Origin of the sequence: Streptomyces sp. NPDC004732 (assembly GCF_040609235.1) — a bacterium.
GTDB lineage: Bacteria > Actinomycetota > Actinomycetes > Streptomycetales > Streptomycetaceae > Streptomyces.
Map to the genome: position 1 here is coordinate 1 of NZ_JBEXJR010000008.1, position 18,000 is coordinate 18,000.

Below are 18,000 nucleotides of genomic sequence, written 5' to 3' on the forward strand. Positions count from 1 at the left end.
GGGCGTCGTCCAGCGGGCCCGGGTCGATGACCACCGCCAGCGGGGAGTCGGGCTCGGAGACGATCCAGGTGTTCGTGCCGTCCAGGGTCATCGCCGAGGGGTTGGGCGCGAGGACGTTGACCGCGCGGGTGGTGGCGGGGCCGCTGAGGACTCCGCCGCGCGGCTGGCCGGGGAGGGCGGCGGCATCGGTCATGCGGGGGTGACTCCTGTCGGGAGCGGGCCCTGGAGGGGCCTGGGGCGGGTCGGGGCGGGTCGGGACGGGACGGGACGGGTCGGGACGGGTCTGGGGGTGGATCGAGTTCGGCTACGGCGCGGGTGGGCGGTGGGCGCGGAGCCGCGCGGGGCGGGGAGGGGCGGTTGCAGGGCAGTGAGGGGCGGTTGCGGACCGGTGTGGAGCCGCGCGGGCTGGTGCGGGGCCGTTGCGGACTGGTGCGGGGCGGTGAGGGGCGGTTGCAGGGCGGTGCAGGGCCGGTGAGGGGCGGTTGCGGACCGGTGTGGCGCCGCGCGGGCTGGTGCGGGGCCGTTGCGGACTGGTGCGGGGCGGTGAGGGGCGGTGAGGGGCAGTTGCAGGGCAGTGAGGGGCGGTTGCGGGCCGGTGAAGGGCCGTTGCGGGGCGGCGAGGAGCGGTTGCGGGGCTGTGCGGAGCCGCGCGGGCTGGTGCGGAGCCGCGCGGGCCGGTGAAAGGCCGTTGTGGGCCGGTGCGGCGCCGTGCGGACTGGGCGCGGGGCAGTGAGGGGCGGTTGCGGACCGGTGAGGGCCAGTGCGGGACCGCGCGGGGCGCCCCTCCGCGTCGCTCGCCCTCACTGCTCGCCGCCCGCCCCCACCCGTTTGGTGAACTCGTCGTGGCCCGGCCAGGAGAGCACCAGCGTGTCGTTCTCCAGGCGGGCTTGGGCCAGCACCGGAGTCATGTCCTGGGACGGGGCCGCGGCGAGGGCCGCGCGGGGTGACTGGTGGGGGCTCAGGGCCCGCAGGGTCGCGATGGTGGGCGGCATCATCAGGAGTTCGCCGTCGTCGTAGCGGGCGGCCGCCTCCGAAGGGCGGATCCAGACCGTGCGGTCGGCCTCCGTGGAGGCGTTGCGCGTGCGCTGGCCCTCGGGCAGCGCGGCCACGAAGAAGAACGTGTCGTAGCGCCTGGGCTCGAACTCCGGAGTGATCCAGCGCGCCCACGCGGCCAGCAGATCGCTGCGCAGACAAAGGTTCCTGCGGTTCAGGAAGTCGGCGAAGGAGAGGTCGCGGGCCACCAGGGCCTCACGGTCCGCCTCCCAGTCGTCGCCGGTGGTGTCGCCGACGACCGTCTCTGGGCCGGACCCGGCGAGCAGGACGCCCGCTTCCTCGTACGTCTCGCGGACCGCGGCACAGACGATCGCCTGGGCCGCGGCCTCGTCGTCGACGCCGAGGCGGGCCGCCCAGGACGCGCGCGTGGGGCCCGCCCAGCGCACCAGGTGATCGTCGTCGCGCGGGTCGACGCCACCGCCCGGATACGCGTACGCGCCTCCGGCGAAGGCCATGGAGGCGCGTCTGCGCAGCATGTGTACTTCCGGCGCGCCGTTCCCCGCCTCGTCCCGCCCGTCCCTGAGCAGCATGACGGTGGCGGCGCGGCGCGGAGTCGCCGGTGTCAGCTCACCGCTCGCGAGGGCACGAATGCGGTCGGGCCACTCCGGGGGGTACCACTGCCCATTTGCCATGGGCGGAGGCTATCCCCTGGTGAGCTGATGTTCGAGAGGCAACTACCGGTGCCTACAGGGGCCCCGGTACGCAATACCGGCACCCCCGAACGGCCGAAAATCACTCAGAAAGCCACCCGAGAAGCAGCTCACCGAACCGCTGAGCAGCTCACTGAACCGCTCACGCCTCCGTCAGTTCCACCTGGAACTCGACCTCGACCGGAGCGTCCAGCGGCAGCACGGCGACACCCACGGCGCTGCGGGCGTGCACGCCCTTGTCGCCGAGGACCTCGCCGAGGAGCTCGCTCGCGCCGTTGATCACGCCGGGCTGGCCCGTGAAGTCCGGGGCCGACGCGACGAAGCCGACGACCTTCACGACGCGCGCGATGCGGTCCAGGTCACCGGCGACCGACTTGACCGCGGCCAGCGCGTTCAGCGCGCAGGTGCGGGCCAGGTCCTTGGCCTCCTCCGGGGTCACCTCGGCGCCGACCTTGCCGGTCACCGCGAGCTTGCCCTCCACCATCGGGAGCTGGCCCGCGGTGTAGACGTACACCCCGGACTGGACGGCAGGCTGGTAGGACGCCAGCGGCGGCACGACCTCCGGCAGCGTCAGTCCGAGCTCGGCGATGCGGGCCTCGACTGCGCCGCTCATGCCTGCTTCTCCCGCTTCAGGTAGGCCACGAGCTGCTCGGGGTTGTTCGGCCCGGGGACGACCTGGACGAGCTCCCAGCCGTCCTCGCCCCAGGTGTCCAGAATCTGCTTCGTGGCGTGGACGAGCAGAGGCACGGTTGCGTATTCCCACTTGGTCATATGGCCGACTGTAGTCGCTGTGAGGAGCTGCTCAGGGTGGGCTCCTGCATGGTCCGGGCGGCGACTGGTTAGGCTCGGAAGGGTGAGCAGGCTCCAGGTCGTCAGTGGCAAGGGCGGTACCGGCAAGACCACGGTGGCCGCAGCCCTAGCGCTCGCCCTCGCGACGGAGGGCAAACGCACCCTCCTCGTGGAGGTCGAGGGCAGGCAGGGCATCGCGCAGCTCTTCGAAACCGAAGCGCTGCCCTATGAGGAGCGGAAGATCGCCGTCGCTCCCGGGGGCGGGGAGGTGTACGCCCTCGCCATCGATCCCGAGCTCGCGCTGCTCGACTACCTCCAGATGTTCTACAAACTGGGAGGTGCGGGACGCGCCCTGAAGAAACTCGGGGCCATCGACTTCGCGACCACCATCGCGCCGGGACTCCGGGACGTGCTGCTGACCGGCAAGGCCTGTGAGGCCGTGCGCCGGAAGGACAAGCGCGGGCGGTACACGTACGACTGCGTCGTGATGGACGCCCCGCCGACCGGTCGCATCACGCGCTTCCTGAACGTGAACGACGAGGTCGCCGGGCTCGCGAAGATCGGGCCGATACATAATCAGGCGCAGGCCGTCATGCGGGTCCTGAAGTCGCCCGAGACGGCCGTGCACCTGGTGACCCTGCTCGAGGAGATGCCGGTCCAGGAGACCGCGGACGGGATCGCCGAGCTGCAGGCCGCACAGCTGCCCGTGGGGCGGGTCATCGTCAACATGGTGCGCCCCGCCCTGCTGGGCGACGCCTCCCTGGAGCTGGGCCTGGACCGCACGCCCCGTACGGCCATCGCCAAGACGCTGTCGGCCGCCGGGCTCGGCGGGGCGCGGCGCGGCGGGGGTGCGGAGCGGCTGGTCGATCCGCTCCTGGAGCAGGCCGCGGAGTACGCCGAGCGGTACGCCCTGGAGCGCGACCAGCGTGCCCAGCTGGCCGAGTTCGGCCGCCCCCTGCACGAACTCCCGCTGCTCGCGGGCGGGATGGACCTCGCGGGCCTCTACGAGCTCGCCACGGCACTGCGGAAGCAAGGGATCGCATGACCAGGGAGCGCACGACCAGGGACCGCACGCCCCAGGAAACGGCACGGCCCCTGGGCCCCGACCGCACGCTGGACGTGGACGCCCTGATCGACGATCCGAAGACGCGGATCGTGGTGTGCTGCGGCTCCGGAGGCGTCGGCAAGACGACCACGGCGGCGGCCATCGGGCTGCGCGCGGCGGAGCGGGGCCGCAAGGTCGTCGTGCTCACCATCGACCCTGCGCGCAGGCTCGCGCAGTCCATGGGCATCGACTCGCTTGACAACGTGCCGCGGCGGGTGAAGTCCATCGGGAACAACGACGGGGCGGCGGGTTCCGGCTCCGACTCCGGCACCGGCACCGGCACCGGCGAGCTGCACGCCATGATGCTCGACATGAAGCGCACCTTCGACGAGATCGTGGAGGCGCACACGGACAAGGAGCGCGCCAAGGCGATCCTCAACAACCCCTTCTACCAGTCGCTCTCCGCGGGCTTCGCGGGCACGCAGGAGTACATGGCGATGGAGAAGCTGGGGCAGCTGCGGTCCCGGGACGAGTGGGATCTGATCGTCGTGGACACGCCGCCCTCGCGCTCGGCGCTCGACTTCCTCGACGCCCCCAAGCGCCTCGGGTCCTTCCTGGACGGGAAGCTGATCCGGCTCCTGATGGCCCCGGCGAAGGTGGGCGGCCGGGCCGGGATGAAGTTCCTGAACGCCGGGATGTCGATGATGACGGGGGCCCTCGGCAAGCTGCTCGGCGGTCAGCTGCTGCGTGACGTGCAGATGTTCGTGACGGCCATGGACAGCATGTTCGGCGGTTTCCGCACGCGGGCCGATGCCACGTACCGGCTGTTGCAGGCGCCCGGCACGGCGTTCCTGGTGGTGGCGTCGCCGGAGCGGGACGCGCTGCGGGAGGCCGCGTACTTCGTGGAGCGCCTGGCCGCGGACGACATGCCGCTTGCGGGTCTCGTGCTGAACCGCGTGCACGGCAGCGGCGCCGCTCAGCTGTCGGCCGAGCGGGCGCTGGCCGCCGCGGAAAATCTTGAGGAGAGCCGCATTGTGGATCAGGAGGACGGGAAGGTAGGAGTTCGTAACTCCCCCGAGTTTTCCGCCACTTCAGAGAATCCCGCGCCTTCCGGTTCGGCGAATCCAGCACCTTCCGAGGCCCCGAAGGACGCCGAGCTTCCCGAGGACCCCGAGCCTTCCGAGGACCCCGAGATTTCCGATGCCCCGCCCAAGGGCCCGTCCAAGACCTCCGCAGAGGACCTGTCCGAAGACTCCGCAGAGGATCCGTCCAAGGCCCCTTCAGAGGACCCGTCCGTCGAGCAGCTGACCGCGGGTCTGTTGCGGCTGCACGCGGAGCGCATGCAGCTGCTCGACCGTGAGCAGCGCACGCGTGACCGCTTCACCGCGCTCCACCCCGAGGTGGCGGTGGCCGAAGTGGCCGCGCTGCCCGGCGATGTGCATGACCTTGCTGGGCTCCGGGCCGTAGGAGACCGGCTGGCAGGCTGACGGAACGTGGGGTTCATCGGCCCGGATGCCCGGTCGCGGGGCTCAGCGCCCCGCCCGTGTGTTCATCTCGCCCCGACGGCCTACCCGACCGCGGCGTAGCTCTCGTACGTCTCCTCGTCCTCCAAGTCCACGGGCAGCAGGCCCGCGCCACGCTCGTACTCCGAGCGCGCAGTCTCCAGGAGCCTGCGCCATGAGGTGACGGTGGGACGCCTGCGCAGCAATGCGCGACGCTCTCGCTCCGTCATGCCACCCCACACGCCGAACTCGACGCGATTGTCCAGCGCGTCGGCCAGGCACTCGGTCCGCACCGGACATCCGGTGCACACCGCCTTGGCCCTGTTCTGCGCTGCTCCTTGAACGAACAGTTCATCCGGATCGGTAGTGCGGCAGGCCGCCTGCGCACTCCAGTCGGTTACCCAGCCCATACCGGCGCCGTCCTCTCCCGAATCGAGGCTCCCCCACGGCGGCAGCGGCATATGCACCGCCGCCAGTTGAGGACGTTACGGAAGGTGGGCACAGCGCAACACCCCCTTCGGGCCCAATCTTGGATGGCCCGAACGGACTATGCGTAAGCGGCAGATCACCCGACGGAGTGAGCGGGCGACATCCGTGAGGAACCCGGCATTCCGGGACAGTTCAGTTGAGTCACAACGGACACCGAGCGCCACATGAGGCGAATTCGGACATGATTCCGTCGGATTCGGGAGCGATGCAGGGCTTGTTGCCGAACCACACTGCTGTGACAGTTGGGAGCAGCTTAGGCCAAGGCATTAAGGCCTGTCCGGCGAATCAGAACGTAGGCTGCCCTCATGGGAAAGAAGCGCTCGGGCGGTGGTCTGTCACCAACTCAGCAGGCCGCGAAGTTCCTCGGAGTCAGCGTCCTGGCGGGTGCGGTGCTGGCCGGGATCGCCCTGCCCGCGGCCGGAGCGCTGGGCCTCGCGGCCAAGGGCTCGGTCGAGGGGTTCGACGAGATCCCCGCCAACCTCAAGCAGCCGCCGCTCAGTCAGCGCACCACGATCCTGGACAACAAGGGCGGATCGATCGCCACGGTCTACTCGCGTGACCGCACGGTCGTCCCGCTCAAGGACATCTCGCCGTACATGCAGAAGGCGATCGTCGCGATCGAGGACGCCCGCTTCTACGAGCACGGCGCGGTCGACCTCAAGGGCATCCTCCGCGCGGTCAACCAGAACGCGCAGAGCGGCGGCGTCTCGCAGGGCGCATCCACGCTCACGCAGCAGTACGTGAAGAACGTCTTCGTGGAGGAGGCCGGTGACGACCCGACGAAGGTCGCCGAGGCCACCCAGCAGACGATCGGCCGCAAGGTCCGCGAGCTGAAGTACGCGATTCAGGTCGAGGACAAGCTCGGCAAGAAGCGCATCCTCAAGAACTACCTGAACATCACCTACTTCGGTCAGCAGGCGTACGGCATCGAGGCCGCGGCCCAGCGGTACTTCTCCAAGCACGCCAAGGACCTGAAGGTCCAGGAGGCCGCGCTCCTCGCGGGCATCGTGCAGTCGCCCAGCCGGTACGACCCGGTGAACGACGCGGCCGAGGCCACCAAGCGACGCAACGTGGTGCTCCAGCGGATGGCCGACACGCACGACATCTCGCAGGGGCAGGCCGACGAGGCCAAGAAGACCCAGCTCGGGCTGAACGTGAGCCGCCCCAAGAACGGCTGCATCACCTCGGTCAGCGGCGCGGGCTTCTTCTGTGACTACGTGCGCGAGGTCTTCCTCAACGACCCGGTCTTCGGCAAGACCAAGGAGGACCGGGCCAAGGTCTGGAACCGGGGCGGTCTGAAGGTCCGTACGACGCTGGATCCGCAGGCACAGGACTCGGTGCAGGCGTCGATAAAGAATCACGTGAACAAGACCGACGACGTTGCGACCGCCGCCACCATCGTCGAGCCGGGCACGGGCAAGATCCTGGGCATGGGCCAGTCCCGTCCCTACGGCTTCAAGAAGGACGAGACCACGATCAACCTCTCCGTGGACGACTCCATGGGCGGCGGCGCGGGCTATCAGCCCGGTTCGACGTTCAAGCCGATCGTCGCGGCGGCCGCCCTGGAGGGCGGCAAGTCGGCCGGGCAGAGCTACTCGTCCCCGTACGAGATGCCCTATCCGCAGCGCGTGTCCGCGTGCGACGGCAAGGACTGGGTGAACTCGGGCGGCGCGAAGCTGACCAACGAGAACGAGGCCGAGGTCGGCCCGTACGGCATGCGGGAAGCGACCGCGAAGTCGGTCAACACCTACTACGTGCAGCTCATCGGCGACATCGGCATCTGCCCGGTGACGAAGCTCGCCGCCAAGATGGGCGTCGAGCGCGCCGACGGCAAGGAGATGATCCAGGCGCCGTCGATCGCCCTCGGCACGCAGGAGATGTCGCCGCTGACGATGGCGGGCGCGTACGCGACGTTCGCCTCGCGCGGCACGTACTGCACGCCGATCGCCATCGAGTCGATCGCGACGATCGGCGGCAAGTCGCTGCGGGTGCCGAAGTCGACGTGCTCGCGCGCGATGTCCGAGCGGACCGCCGACACCATCAACACGCTCCTGAAGGGCGTGGTCGAGGACGGTACGGGCAAGCAGGCCGGTCTCGGCTCCCGCTCCAGCGCGGGCAAGACGGGTACGACCGACTTCCGCTACGCAGCCTGGTTCGTGGGCTACACCCCGAACATGTCGGGCGCGGTCTGGGTCGGCGACCCGCAGCACAAGCGGCAGATGGTCGACATCACCATCGGCGGCGTCCCCTACGGCAAGGTCTTCGGTGGCGAGGTGCCGGGCCCGATCTGGCGCGACGCGATGAGCGGCGCCCTCGCGGGCAAGCCTGCGCCGAACTTCAACACCGTCCACATCCCCGGCGGGGACAAGGGCAAGGGCCGTGACCGGGACCGCGGCGGGGACGACGGCGGGGACGACGACGGCAGGCCGGGCGGTGACGGCGGCGGCAACGGAAACGGCGGCGGGGGCGGCGGCAACGACGACAACCCGTGGCCCGACATCACGATCCCGCCGGACGTCCTCGGCGGGAACGGGAACGGCGGAAACGGAAACGGTGGGAACGGGCACGGCGGCGGGATCGGCGGCGGCTGGCCGCGGTAGCGCTGCTGATTTCTCCGGTACGTGGATGAGGGCGCCCCCTGCTTCAGGGGGCGCCCTCATCTACGTACTGCTGTGGCGGCGGGTTCTCAGCCCACGAGGAGCTTCTAGCCCGCGAGGAGCCTCTAGCCCACGAGGAGCCTCTAGCCCGCGAGGAGCTTCTTGACCGTGGCGGCGACGCGGCCGCCGTCGGCCAGGCCCGCGACCTTCGGGTTCACGATCTTCATGACCTGGCCCATGGCGCGCGGGCCCTCGGCACCGGCGGCCTTGGCCTCCTGGACGGCCTGGGCCACGATCTCGTGGAGCTCGTCGTCGGTGAGCTGCTTCGGCAGGTACTCGGCGAGGATCTCGCCCTCCGCCTTCTCCTTCGCCGCCTGCTCGGCGCGGCCGCCGTCGGCGAAGGCCTCCGCGGCCTCACGGCGCTTCTTGGCCTCGCGGGCGATCACCTTCTGCACCTCGTCGTCGGAGAGCTCGCGGGCCGTCTTGCCCGAGACCTCCTCCTTCGTGATCGCGGTGAGGGTCAGCCGGAGCGTCGAGGAGCGCAGCTCGTCGCGCCCCCGGATCGCGGCGGTGAGGTCTTCCTGCAGCTTCGACTTGAGCGTGGTCATGGGTTGATTGTGGCAGGTGCGGACGATCCTCCGCCCACGGATTTCCTTGGGGTGCGCGCCGGTTGCCCGCCTGTTGCCGCTGAACCGCCCCTCAATGCCTGGCGGATTGCGGGGGCCGGGGGTCTGACACGATGGGGGGATGCGCGCGCGATACGCAGTACCCCTCGGCATCACGGCGACGGCCGCGGCAGGCCTCGCCTACTCGGTGGGCATCGAGCCCCGTTCCTTCCGGGTGAGGCGGGTCACGGTGCCCGTGCTGCCGCCGGGGATGCGTTCCCTGCGGGTCCTCCAGGTCTCCGACATCCACATGGTGTCCGGGCAGCGCAAGAAGCAGCGGTGGCTGCGCTCGCTGGCGGGCCTGCGGCCCGACTTCGTGATCAACACGGGCGACAACCTGTCCGACCCGGAGGGCGTCCCGGAGACGCTGGACGCGCTCGGGCCGCTGATGGAGTTCCCCGGGGCGTACGTGTTCGGTTCGAACGACTACTACGGCCCGAAGCCGCGCAACCCCGGCCGCTACCTGATCGAGAAGGCCCAGGGCAAGCACGGCCTGAACGGCAACGCGCCCGCCGTCGGCGTCCCCCGCAACCCCTGGGAGGGCCTGCGCGACGGCTTCGACGCGGCGGGCTGGCTGAACCTCACGAACACGCGGGGCTCGCTGAAGATCGACGGCTACGAGATCGCGTTCACCGGCGTGGACGACCCGCACATCAAGCGCGACCGGTACGCGGACGTGGCGGGCGGTCCGGAGGCGGGCGCGGACTTCTCAATGGGCATCGTGCACGCCCCGTACCTGCGCTCGCTGGACGCCTTCACGGCCGACGGCTACCCGCTGATCCTCGCCGGCCACACGCACGGCGGGCAGATCTGCATCCCCTTCTACGGCGCCCTGGTCACCAACTGCGACCTGGACACGGACCGCGTGAAGGGCCTCTCCAGGCATGCGGCCGAGGGCCGGACGTCGTACCTCCACGTGTCGGCCGGGTGCGGGGCGAACCGCTACACGCCGATGCGGTTCGCGTGCCCGCCGGAAGTGACGTTGCTGACGCTGACGGCGCGGAGCTGACGGCGCGGAGCTGACGGCGCGGAGCTGAAGCTGACGGCGCGGAGCTGAAGCCGCGAGGCGACGCTGACGGCGCGCGACCGACCGGGGGCGTGTTTACCGTGGAAGCATGATCGCGCCGACTTCTTCTTCCACGGGGGTCCCTGCGGAGGCGGTCGTACCGCCCGTACGCCGCCCCTTCGTGGCCGCCTTCCGCGCGCTGATCGTGCTCGCCGCGGTGACCGGGGTCGTCATCGACCTCGCCACCGGCAGCCCGCTGCGCGTCCTCAGCTACTTCACGGTCCAGAGCAATGTGCTGGTGGCGGTGGTGCTCGGGCTGTCGGCGTGGCGGGCCTGGGAGGGGCGGCCGCCGCTGTCGCCCCGGGTGACGGGCGGCACGCTCCTCTTCATCTCGATCACCGGTCTCGTCTACCACTTCGTGCTGGCCAACGACGCGAGCGGCTTCTCGATGACCGAGGGCACCGCCCTCTCGGGCTGGCACTCCCTCTCCAACCAGCTCCTGCACACGGTGACGCCGATCGCCGTGGCCCTGGACTGGCTGCTGCTCACCAGGCCGGGCGGCCTGCGCCCCCGCGACGCGGGGCTGTGGCTGCTCTACCCGCTCGCCTACCTCGGCTTCGCCCTCACCCGCGGCGCGATCATGACCCCGGGCTCGACGGCCCGCTACCCCTACCCGTTCCTCGACGTCGACCTGCACGGCTACGCCGGGGTCCTCGGCAACTCCGTCATCTTCGGCCTGGCCTTCTACGCGCTGGCCCTCCTGCTCGTCGGCCTCGACCGCGTCCGACCCGACCCACGGGGCCGCGGGAGCGGTCCCCCGAAAACCGGATTTCGTCTCCGGGCGCCGGTCCGCTAAAGTAATCGATGTCGCCACGACCTGCCCGGCAGGCCAGTGGAGCAACGACATCGGGGTGTAGCGCAGCTTGGCAGCGCGCTTCGTTCGGGACGAAGAGGTCGTGGGTTCAAATCCCGCCACCCCGACAGCTGAAGTACCAGGTCAAGGGCCTGATCCGCATTGCGGGTCAGGCCCTTCCTGCGTCTCTGGTGATCGTTTGGGAGAAACCTGGGAGAGGATCTTGGTCGGGGCCTCCCGGAGGGCTGCAGTCGTATCAGCCTGATCACCCTGCCAACGCGTCTTGTCCCTGTAAGCGTTCGTGAAGTGGGTGCAGTGCTGCCCACCACTGTGGCTCTGGTCCGGCCGCGGCAGAGCCGTTTCGCTACCGGACGGCGACAGCCGCATGGCGACCACTCCCGAGCGCAAGCGGCTGCATGTGACCCACGCTCACCACGTCCGCGAGGCCGAGTGAGCCGCACTGAGCACAGCGGGCACCACCACGGACGCCGAACAGAGCGCAGAGCCGGGCGGCCCCGAAAACACCCCATCCGGAACAGCACGTCTCCTGCGTAGCGTCGGCCGCAAGCCCCGAGGCAGCCCCGGACTCAGTGGCCAAGCCGCCGTCGAACTCTTAGCTGAGCCGTTTCATCCGGATCAGGACGTTTCCCAGCCGGACAGCGAGGCCACATGCAGGCGAAAACAGCCGCCATCAGCAGGTATGCCCGGTACGTCTCAGCCACAGCACGACCCGCTCTCACCGTCACCAACCGGTCACGGATAGCGTTGCTTCGCTCAAGCTAACCCTCACCTCACCGGAGACAACTGTGAACCGCTCGACCCGGCTCGTGGCGGCCGCTGTCACGGCCTCCGCCGCCCTGTTGCTGACCGCCTGCGGCGGATCGGACGACAGCAAGGACAACGACAAGATCGCCGGCGCTGACGCGGGCAGCGAGAAGTCGGCATCACCGTCCGCGTCGGCGGACGGCATCGACCGGCCGGAGATCAAACTGCCCTCTGACGTGAAGCTCACCTTCACTCCAGAACGGGCGGGGGATTCCGTCAAGGACGCGGTCCTGCGGGACAACGCGGACATGATTCGTGCGCTCAACATGGCCATCGTGGCTGGAGACCCTCAGCTACCCGCCCTGGAGTTCTACACCGAGGGCGAGGGTGCTGTGGCCGCCCGGGACTGGGCGAAGTCGTTCAAGGACGCGGGCTGGACCGTCACCGGGACGGTGCGCTATTTCGACCGGAACGTGAAGATCAAGTCCAAGGACAGCGCGGCGATCGGATACTGCGCCGATGAGAGCAAGGGCTTCAGCAGAGACGTCAAGACAGACGAGATCAAGCGGACGAAGGTGACGAAGGACAGCTACGTCGCCTACAGCGCCCAGCTCAGGAAGAACAAGCAGGGGGTCTGGGAACTCATGAAGATGGCATCCACTCGCGGCGCGACGGGCTGCCAGCCGTGAGTCGGCTCCTCCGTACCGCCGCCATCGTGGTCGCAGCAGGAGCGACCTGGCTGTGCGCGGCGCCTGCCGCCGTCGCGGACCAGAAACCTCCCGGAGGAGGAGGCTCGTTCGGTGGCGGGCAGGGAAGCGACGCCAGCGTCTCCGGCGATGCCAGCGGTCCCGCCCTCTCGGCATCGGCCAAGGGGATCGTCTACGACTTCTCGAAGAACGGAAAGGGCAGCTCCGCCGGTCCCGTCACTTCGTCTTCCGCAACGTGGACTCCCCCTGCCTGCTACTACGCCCCCAAGTACACCCCGAAGTCACTTGAGGGGTACATGCGGTACCAGTGGATGGGCACATCGACCACCGAAGCGTGGGACAAGAAGACCCAGGGCCAGTACGTCGACAAGGGCGGCGACTCTGACAAGGACTTCAACAAGGACAAAGCCGGCAAGGGAGCTTGGTGGGGCGCCTTCGTGACCGAGGGGCGAGAGGCTGACCCCGCAGCGCAGGACTGCGACAGGATCCCCTTCTGGGTCGACAAGGGGGACCCGCCTCCCGCTGACGCCCCGCAGGCCGTCACCCCGGAAATCCTCGCGCAGCTCGCCTACTCCGAGATTCGTGTTCCCGGTACGAAGGTTGATTTGAAGCCGCAGAACAAGTCGACGGTGAAACTGCCGACGTGGGCGTGGCTTGCGGAGGCAGAGTTCAACCCAGTGTCAGTCACCGCTTCCGTTCCCGGGCTCGGGATCAAAGCAACGAGCACAGCCGAGCCCGCCGCACTCAAGATCGAACCGGGGACACCGGATGCTGAACTACACCCGGCCTCCGGACAATGCCCGATTGAGGGCGGCCGCATCGGCGTGCCGTACCGCAAGGGCAACAGTGGCGACACCCCTCCGTGCGGCGTGACGTACTTGCGGGCGTCCGGCGACGACGCGTACCAGCTCAAGGCCACCGTCACCTGGAAGATCCATTGGACGGGAACCGGGGTCAAGGGCGAACAGAAGTTGCCTGATGGCGTGTTCGGCACTGAACAGGACGTCGTCGTGCAGGAGATCCAGTCCATCAACCGCTGACCGAGGTCGTCGGCCGGTCGGTGCACCACGCACGGAACTATTTCGACCCGCGGGGGCGGACACGTATGTCGGACCTGAAGAAGGATGCGGAAGCCCTGCACACGGCGGCGTCCGCGCTGGGCAAGGTCGATCACCAGACCCGCAAGCCGCTGCATGACTTCAAGGCGGCGTCGCACGATCTGTCCGCCTTCGGGGTGCTGGGCTCGCTGATGAGCGCCAAGGACGACATCCAGGACGGCATGGACACCATCGCCAAACTCACCACGAACCTGCACAAGGAGTGGGAGGCCGAGGCGAAGTTCCTGGGCGATGTCTCCGACGCCTTCGACCTGCTGGACGTTCTGCTGAGTGCAGCGGCCCGCGCCAAGAAGGGCTGAGCCGCACATGGGCTTCGACATCATCCCCGGCGACCTCGACGCCGAAGACCTCAACCCGCTGCACTGGATCAACAAGGCCAACCACGCCTTCGGCGACACCCTCGCCAGCGGTCTGGAGTTCCTCGGCATCACCGACCCCGCCGTCGACCCCGACGGCATCCGCGAGATCGCCAAGCAGTGGCGGGCCCTGGCCAAGGGCCTGGATGCTGCCGCCCACGACGCCGAGACGGCGCTCACGGGCCTGGAGTGGGAGGGCAAGGCCGCCAAGGCCCTGCACAAACGGGCGAAGACGACCCGCACGCAGGCCACCGCCATGGCCGACTCGCTACGCAAGGGCGCCAAGGCCCTCGACGGCTTCGCCGACGAGGCCCACGAACTCCTCAGCGAGATCGGTGTGATCCTCGCGGAGATTGCCGAGTTCGAGATCGCGAGCCTGAGCCTGATGGTGCTGACTGGCGGCCTGTCCATGATCGCCGGGAACCTCGCGGCGGGTGCGCGGGCCGCGAAGGTGGTGGCGCTGATCGCTCGGATCGAGAAGTCCGGGACCCGCATGGCCTCGGTCATCCGCACCGTGATGGAGGCGATCCGCGGCTTGGAGCGTGCGCTGAAGGCCCTCGGCGAGATCAAGACCATCGCCAAAGCCGGCAAACTCGCGGGCGAGGGCATGAAGTTCGCCGCCTTCGACGCATTGTTGAAGGATCCCGGGACCTTCAAGGACCCGGACAAGCTGGCGGAGACCCTGGCCATGGGTGCTGCCTTCGGGGTCGGCATCGGTGGCCTGGGCAAGCTCCTCGGCAAGGGCCTGGGCAAGCTCAAGCCCAGCGAACTCGCCAAGTTCGGCAAGACGTTGGGGCTCGACGGCTCGGGCCTGTCCCGGCTCAAGCTGCGCCCCTCGGAATGGGAGAAGCTGCCCGCCTCCATCAAGGCAGTCCTCAAGAAGTGCGACCTGGACCCGATCGACGTCGCCACCGGCGACATGCTGCTGCCCCAGACCGACGTCCAGCTGCCGGGCACCCTGCCCCTGGTGCTGGAACGCACGCACCTCTCGTCGTACCGATGGGGCGGCTGGTTCGGCCCCAGTTGGGCCTCCACCCTCGACCAGCGCCTCCAGGTCGACGAGGACGGGATCACCTACGCCGCGCCCGACGGTGCCCGGCTGAGCTACCCGCTCCCCGCGCCCGACGGAGAGGCTCCCGTCCACCCCGAGCTCGGCCCCCGAATGCCCCTGACCTGGGACACCGAGGTCGAGGGCGCCCTGCGCCTCACCGATCCCGACACCGGCCTCGCCTACGTCTTCCACTCCCCGTGCCCCGCCGATGACGGACAGGCGGTCGATCTGCCCCTGCAGGCCATCGTGGACCGCAACGGCCAACGCGTCACCGTCCACTACACCGCCGACGGCACCCCGGTGGAGGTCGCCCACAGCGGCGGCTACCGCATCGCCCTCGACCACCACAGCGACCTGCCCCGCATCAGCGGCCTACGCCTGCTCGACCCGGAACAACCCGACGGCCGCGGCACGCCCCTCGTCTCGTACGGCTACGACGCCCAGGGGGACCTGACCGAGGTCACCAACTCCTCCGGCCTGCCGCTTCGGTTCACCTACGACGCCGAGGGCCGCATCACCTCGTGGACCGACCGCAACAACACCACCTACACGTACGCCTACGACGAGCAGAGCCGCGTCGTCCGCACTGAGGGCAGCGACGGCTTCCTCTCCGGCACTTTGTCCTACGACGAAGCAGCGCACACGACGCGCGTCACCAACGGGCTCGGCCACACGATTTGCTACGAGCACAACGACGCCTACCGCCTGATCCGCGAGACCGACCCCCTGGGCAACACCACACACCAGGACTGGGACGAGGATCAGCGGCGGATCGCGGTCACCGACCCACTCGGCCACACCACCAGGTACACCTACGACGACCGCGGTCATCCGACCGGCGTCATCCGCCCCGACGGCCACACGATCACGGTCACCCACAACGATCTCGGCTTGCCCGTCGAGGCTGTCAACGCCGACGGCGCCACCTGGCGCCGCGAGTACGACACCCGCGGCAACCTGACGGCGGTGACCGACCCCACCGGCGCCGCAATCCGCTGCACCCACACGCCCGAAGGCCACCTCAGCACCGTCATTGATGCGCTTGGCAATACCACTCGTATCGAGTGCGACAGGGCGGGCCTGCCGCGGAAGGTCATCGACCCTCTGGGCGCGGTGACCAGTTACACCCGCGATACCTTCGGCCGCCCGACCTCCATCACGGACCCGCTCGGTTCGATAACCCGCCTGGAGTGGACACCCGAGGGCAAGCTCGCCCGGCAGCAGGATCCAGGCGGCGCGGTGCAGCTGTGGACGTACGACGGCGAAGGCAACTGCCTGACCCGCACCGACGCGCTCGGCCAGACAACCACATTCGAATACACCGCCTTCGACCTTCTGACTGCCCGCGTCGATCCCGACGGCAGCCGCTACGCCTTCACCCACGACCTCGAGCTACGCCTGACACAGGTCACCAACCCTCAGGGCCTGAACTGGGATTACACCTACGACCCGGCTGGTCGCCTGACGGCCGAGACCGACTTCGACGACCGCACCATCACCTACACCCACGATGCCGCAGGCCGCACCACCGCACGCACCACTCCCCTCGGCGACGTCGTCGGCTACACCTACGACGCGCTCGGTCGGCTCACGGAGAAGGACGCCGCCGGACTCCTCACTCGGTACAGCTACGATCCGGCCGGGCGAATGCAGGCAGCCGCCAACACGGACCACGAGCTGGCCCTTACGTACGACTCCGCAGGTCGCCTCACCGCTGAGGCGACCGACGGGCGTACCGTCCGACACACCTATGACGCCGTGGGGCGCCCCGTGCGGCGCACGACGCCGACGGGTGCCACGACCAGCTACGCGTACGACGCGGCAGGTAACCGCACCGAACTGGTCACTCCCACCGGGCATGCCCTCAGCTCCAGCCACGACCTCGCCGGGCAGGAACTTCTGCGCACCCTGGAGGATGGCACCCTGACCATTGCGCAGTCCTGGGACCCCAACGGCCGCCTGACCCAGCAACGCCTGGTCGGTGGGACAGGCACCTCGCGCACCCGCGACTACAGCTACCGAGCCGATGGCTACCTCGCGCTCCTGGAGGACAGCCGCAACGGCCCCAGCCGCTACGACCTCGACCCGCTTGGCCGGGTCACGGGTGTGAGCGCACACAAGTGGTCCGAGACCTACGCCTACGACGCTGTCGGCAACCAAACCTCGGCTGCCTGGCCAGATACCGGCTCAGACGACGCCCGCGGCGAGCGGAACTACAACGGCACCCGTCTCAGCACTGCGGGGAGTATCCGCTACGAATACGATGCCGCCGGCCGCCTTACGCTACGGCAGAAGACTCGCCTCTCCCGCAAGCCCGACGCCTGGCACTACGTCTGGAACTCCGACAACCAACTTACGGAGGTCACCACACCTGACGGAACTCGCTGGCGCTATACCTACGACCCTCTCGGGCGGCGAACGGCGAAGTTGTGTCTCGCTGAGAATGGCGATTCGACCGTCGAGCAGACCACGTTCACCTGGACCGGCTCGGTCCTCATCGAGGAAATCACCACCGCTCCGGAACAACGGCAGAGCTCCGTCGCCCTCACCTGGGACCACGATGGCCTGCACCCGGTCGGGCAGACAGAACGCCGTCTGGATGCGATCACGCAGGAAGAGATCGATGCCCGATTCTTCGCGATAGCCACAGACCTCGTCGGCACCCCGACTGAGCTCATCGACACCGACGGCAACATTGCGTGGCACACGCGCACCAGCCTGTGGGGCACTACTACTTGGTCTCGACAGAGCTCCGCATACACCCCCTTGCGTTTCCCGGGGCAATACTTCGACCGGGAAACTGGCCATCACTACAACGTTCACCGCTACTACGACCCTGCCACCGCCCGCTATCTCACACCCGACCCGCTCGGCCTTACCCCAGCCCCCAACACGGTTACGTACGTGCGCAACCCCACGGCATGGGCGGACCCCATGGGCCTGGCGCCTTGCCTCGCCCTGGGGCTGAGTAACAAGGGGGAGCTAGCGCGATTCGCGGATGAACATGGATTCAGGAATCTGATGCATATCCATGACAGAAACGACGTGTTGGCCCTGGTGCGGAATATCGTGCACGAGCAGCCGAGCCGAAATATTCACGTACGGCTGGACGGATTCATGATGGAGAGCGGCAAGAAGGGGACGCCGCAGGAGCTATTTGAGGACTTCTATAAGGCTGGGCGAGTCGGCGGAAATTGGATCACGACACAACGTGAGATGCACATGCTGGGAGAATCTGTGCGACTCGGCGACAGGAACTGGCGCTCCATAACTTTCTGGCATAATGGCGAGCGGGCCCATCTGACCCTGCCAGACCTTGCCGCACTGCGCCGCGCCGCGGGCATAGTTTAGGGC

Annotated in this window: 14 protein-coding genes, 1 tRNA gene and 1 pseudogene; 10 read left to right on the forward strand and 6 right to left on the reverse strand. The window is 68.8% G+C overall.

Annotation, left to right across the window (positions count from 1 at the left end):
- The 4 genes and pseudogenes from ABZV77_RS23720 to ABZV77_RS23735 form a co-directional block, all read right to left on the reverse strand.
- Positions 1-193 (reverse strand): annotated as a pseudogene (locus tag ABZV77_RS23720) (MBL fold metallo-hydrolase); the annotation flags it as partial.
- 607 nt (positions 194-800) lie between these two features.
- Positions 801-1,685, reverse strand: coding sequence for an NUDIX hydrolase (locus tag ABZV77_RS23725; RefSeq protein WP_356260252.1), 885 nt, complete (start codon positions 1,683-1,685; stop codon positions 801-803).
- Between the two features lie 160 nt (positions 1,686-1,845).
- Complete coding sequence (locus ABZV77_RS23730) at positions 1,846-2,316, reverse strand: RidA family protein (RefSeq protein WP_356260255.1); 471 nt, start codon at positions 2,314-2,316, stop codon at positions 1,846-1,848.
- Positions 2,313-2,474: a DUF4177 domain-containing protein gene (locus tag ABZV77_RS23735; protein WP_003975360.1), complete on the reverse strand. Its 162-nt coding sequence runs from the start codon at positions 2,472-2,474 to the stop codon at positions 2,313-2,315. Before ABZV77_RS23735 ends, ABZV77_RS23730 begins: the two co-directional genes overlap by 4 nt.
- 82 nt (positions 2,475-2,556) lie before the next feature.
- Here ABZV77_RS23735 and ABZV77_RS23740 point away from each other — a divergent pair, with 82 nt between their 5' ends.
- Together ABZV77_RS23740 and ABZV77_RS23745 are read left to right on the forward strand one after the other, a co-directional pair.
- The gene (locus ABZV77_RS23740) at positions 2,557-3,537 is read left to right on the forward strand and encodes an ArsA-related P-loop ATPase (protein ID WP_356260258.1); all 981 of its coding nucleotides are present in this window, start codon (positions 2,557-2,559) and stop codon (positions 3,535-3,537) included.
- On the forward strand, positions 3,534-5,024 hold the full coding sequence (locus tag ABZV77_RS23745) for an ArsA-related P-loop ATPase (protein ID WP_356260261.1): 1,491 nt from the start codon (positions 3,534-3,536) through the stop codon (positions 5,022-5,024). Before ABZV77_RS23740 ends, ABZV77_RS23745 begins: the two co-directional genes overlap by 4 nt.
- Positions 5,025-5,104: 80 nt before the next feature.
- On the opposite strand, the gene ABZV77_RS23750 is transcribed toward ABZV77_RS23745, so the two are convergent.
- A complete protein-coding gene (locus tag ABZV77_RS23750; protein WP_030782081.1) occupies positions 5,105-5,449 on the reverse strand; it encodes a WhiB family transcriptional regulator in 345 nt (114 codons plus the stop codon).
- Positions 5,450-5,833: 384 nt separating this feature from the next.
- Here ABZV77_RS23750 and ABZV77_RS23755 point away from each other — a divergent pair, with 384 nt between their 5' ends.
- Complete coding sequence (locus tag ABZV77_RS23755) at positions 5,834-8,128, forward strand: transglycosylase domain-containing protein (RefSeq protein WP_356260264.1); 2,295 nt, start codon at positions 5,834-5,836, stop codon at positions 8,126-8,128.
- Positions 8,129-8,268: 140 nt separating this feature from the next.
- Here ABZV77_RS23755 and ABZV77_RS23760 read toward each other — a convergent pair whose 3' ends face one another.
- Positions 8,269-8,733 carry a GatB/YqeY domain-containing protein gene (locus ABZV77_RS23760; RefSeq protein WP_356260266.1) on the reverse strand — a complete coding sequence of 155 codons (465 nt, stop codon included), beginning with the start codon at positions 8,731-8,733 and terminating at the stop codon, positions 8,269-8,271.
- Between the two features lie 139 nt (positions 8,734-8,872).
- On the opposite strand from ABZV77_RS23760, the gene ABZV77_RS23765 reads away from it, so the two are divergent.
- The 7 genes from ABZV77_RS23765 to ABZV77_RS23795 all read left to right on the forward strand — a co-directional run bounded on the left by ABZV77_RS23765 (position 8,873) and on the right by ABZV77_RS23795 (position 17,997).
- Positions 8,873-9,799, forward strand: a complete 927-nt coding sequence (locus ABZV77_RS23765; RefSeq protein ID WP_356260269.1) for a metallophosphoesterase — start codon at positions 8,873-8,875, stop codon at positions 9,797-9,799.
- A 106-nt stretch (positions 9,800-9,905) separates the two neighbouring features.
- Positions 9,906-10,652, forward strand: coding sequence for a Pr6Pr family membrane protein (locus tag ABZV77_RS23770; RefSeq protein ID WP_356260271.1), 747 nt, complete (start codon positions 9,906-9,908; stop codon positions 10,650-10,652).
- A 51-nt stretch (positions 10,653-10,703) separates the two neighbouring features.
- Positions 10,704-10,777, forward strand: a tRNA-Pro gene (locus ABZV77_RS23775).
- Positions 10,778-11,455: 678 nt separating this feature from the next.
- Positions 11,456-12,103, forward strand: a complete 648-nt coding sequence (locus tag ABZV77_RS23780; protein WP_356260273.1) for a hypothetical protein — start codon at positions 11,456-11,458, stop codon at positions 12,101-12,103.
- Between the two features lie 26 nt (positions 12,104-12,129).
- On the forward strand, positions 12,130-13,161 hold the full coding sequence (locus ABZV77_RS23785; RefSeq protein ID WP_356260276.1) for a hypothetical protein: 1,032 nt from the start codon (positions 12,130-12,132) through the stop codon (positions 13,159-13,161).
- A gap of 65 nt (positions 13,162-13,226) precedes the next feature.
- Positions 13,227-13,538 (forward strand): hypothetical protein, encoded by a 312-nt coding sequence (locus tag ABZV77_RS23790; RefSeq protein ID WP_356260279.1) that lies wholly within the window; start codon positions 13,227-13,229, stop codon positions 13,536-13,538.
- A gap of 7 nt (positions 13,539-13,545) precedes the next feature.
- A complete protein-coding gene (locus ABZV77_RS23795; RefSeq protein WP_356260282.1) occupies positions 13,546-17,997 on the forward strand; it encodes a DUF6531 domain-containing protein in 4,452 nt (1,483 codons plus the stop codon).
- The last annotated feature ends 3 nt before the right edge of the window (positions 17,998-18,000 follow it).